General features: G+C 59.3%; 3 protein-coding genes. All 3 read left to right on the top strand.

Going from position 1 to position 2,780, the window contains the following annotated elements; all coding sequences use genetic code 11:
- The coding region (locus tag ACLFKU_RS42960) for a DUF5372 family protein (protein WP_410853287.1) at positions 1-319 on the top strand (319 nt) is incomplete at its 5' end.
- 179 nt (positions 320-498) lie between these two features.
- On the top strand, positions 499-951 hold the full coding sequence (locus tag ACLFKU_RS42955; RefSeq protein WP_410853286.1) for a helix-turn-helix domain-containing protein: 453 nt from the start codon (positions 499-501) through the stop codon (positions 949-951).
- 276 nt (positions 952-1,227) lie between these two features.
- Positions 1,228-2,780 (top strand): recombinase family protein (locus ACLFKU_RS42950; protein ID WP_410853285.1); only part of this gene is annotated, 1,553 nt, incomplete at its 3' end.

Below are 2,780 nucleotides of genomic sequence, written 5' to 3'. Positions count from 1 at the left end.
TTATCGTAAGTCAGCAACTGCTTGTCGTGACGACGGTTGCGCGACCGTAACGGTCGAGATCACCCATCCCTTTCACCCACTACGCGGCACTCGCATCCAACTGGCTACCCGGCGCATTAACTGGGGAGAGGACCGTGTCATGTTCTACGACGAACGTGGCCAGCTGGTCTCCATATTGGCCTCATGGACCGACGTGGATGGGCCAGACCTTTTCTCGCAGGCCGCGGCGGGGCGCCCGGCCTTCCGGCTCGATGACCTTCGTAGGCTGCGTGCGTTGATCGACGACCTAAGGCAGGAGGTCCGGGATCGTGTCAAATAAATTACGCCGCGTATGTAAGCTTAATTATGCCGCACGGAGTTCTTGTTGGCACGGTAGACTCAGTCAAATTTACGTTTTAATGGCGTGTGGAGCCGCAGTTCAATTGTGGTGGGCTCTTGACATCTGCACATGTGCGGCATATTTTAAATTACATTCACCTCTGTATCGGCGCCACGATCTTGCCCAAGCCCGACCCGAAGCTGGAACGTCTCAAGCGTCTCGGCGTACTGAACCCGCATCCAGAGAGGGTGCTGGCGCCTTGGTTCCAGTTGAGCGACTTCTTCGACGCCCGGGACCTGATTCAGGTCAAGTACGAGATGCTGCGCCATGTCAGCGTCGACGGCGCATCGAAGGCCGACGCTGCAGCGCTGTTCGGCGTTTCCCGGCCGACCTTCTATCAGGCCGAGGCTGCGTTTGCTCGCGATGGTCTAGCAGGGCTCGTTCCGAAGCAGCGTGGGCCCAAGGGGGCGCACAAGCTCACCTTCGAGGCGATGGCGTTCGTCGAACGACATCTCGAAGACGACGGTGCGGTTCACGCCCGGGCACTAGCCGGGCAACTGGAATCCGAGCTCGGCATCTCGGTCCACCCTCGCAGCATAGAACGCGCGATTGCGCGCAAAAAAAAACCGTAGAACCAACCACTACCGCGATCCCCTTCGCGCGAGCCTTGACTGTCGCTTACGAGGCCCTACGGGACGCGGTGATCGACGGCACTCCGCACCCCGAGGGGACCGCAGCGCTGCGCTATCACGGAATGCTCCGTGGACTTCCTGTGCTCGTGCAATCAACCGCGGCGATAGATACTGCCACGCCTCACCCCGCTCAACGTTTGGACACATTGCCAGCCGGCAATGAGTTCGTACGCCTCCTCGCCAACCTCGTTCTACGGACCCATTCGGAGCTCGCCCATGTCTACTGAACGGTATCAGAAGGTTACGGACGACCACTTGCGTCGCGATGCCTTCCTCTACGTGCGCCAATCTTCTCTTCGTCAGGTCTTTGAGAACACCGAGAGTACCAAACGCCAGTACGCATTACGCGAACGCGCAGTGTCGCTGGGTTGGCCCATAGAACGCATCCATGTCATCGATACCGATCTGGGACAGTCAGGTGCAAGCGCAGAGCACCGGGACGGCTTCCAGCGACTGGTTTCTGAGGTCGCTATCGGTCACGCCGGGATCGTACTCGGACTGGAAGTGTCCCGTCTGGCTCGCAACAATGCCGACTGGCATCGACTCATCGAACTTGCGGCACTGACACACACCCTGATTCTGGACGAGGACGGCGTATATGATCCTGCTTACTTCAACGACCGCCTACTGCTTGGTCTGAAGGGAACCATGAGCGAAGCGGAGTTACACGTGCTAAACGCGCGACTGCAGGGCGGCATGCGCAACAAGGCACGACGTGGTGAGCTCGAACTCCCGCTTCCCATCGGGCTGACGTACCATCCAAATGGCTCGGTAGTGCTTGACCCCGATCAGCAGATCCACGCGAGCCTGCGACTGCTGTTCGATACCTACAGGCAGACGCGCTCGGCAAGCATGGTTGTGCGCCGGTTCCGTCGCGAAGGCTGGTCCTTCCCGCGCCGGATACGGCGTGGGATCGGTAAAGGCGAAGTACACTGGGGAGCGCTGAACACGTCGCGCGTGCTGCAAATCCTCCACAATCCCCGATACGCTGGCGCGTTTGTTTACGGTCGCACAAGGACTGGACGCAAGGCCGACCTGACGAGTACCCAACTGAGGGTTGCGCAATCCGACTGGCAGGTTCTAATACGCGACGCTCACGTCGGCTATATCGACTGGGACGAATTCGAGCATAACCAGGTGACGCTAAGGCAAAGTGCAAACGGCTTTGGTTCGGAGCTCGTGAGAGGGACATTCCCTCGGGAGGGAGGCGGGCTGCTACAGGGGCGCGTCATATGCGGCCGATGTGGCAATCGCATGCGTGTGCGCTATCAGAGGGTCAGCGGAAGACTGGAACCATACTACGTATGTCACGACGTTGCTGCTCACGATGCGGGTAAGCCGTGCCAGTCGGTACGTGGGCGTGCAATCGATGATGCCGTTGGTCTATTGCTCATGGAGACGGTGGGGCCGGCCGCCATCGAAGTAGCGCTCGCTGTCGAAGACGAGATCGCCGGGCGTATCGAGCAAGCCAACTCCATGCGTCTGAAACAACTGGAGCGCGCGCGTTACGAAGCAGAACTCGCCCGCCGTCGTTATATGAATGTCGATCCCGCAAACCGGATGGTTGCCGATACGCTTGAGGCCGACTGGAACGACCGCCTGCGTCGGCTCGACGCACTACAGCAAGAACATGATCGCTTACGACAGTCAGACCAGAAACTACTCGGCGATGAGGCTCGCACTCGTATCCGCGCCCTAGCGGATGACTTCGCCAACATATGGAACGACAGCCGTGTTGAATCCGTCGAACGCAAACGTATGCTCGGACT

Origin of the sequence: Paraburkholderia sp. EG304 (assembly GCF_046543485.1) — a bacterium.
GTDB lineage: Bacteria > Pseudomonadota > Gammaproteobacteria > Burkholderiales > Burkholderiaceae > Paraburkholderia > Paraburkholderia youngii.
Note: the sequence above shows the minus strand (reverse complement) of the source record. Positions and strands in the feature narration are given on the sequence as shown.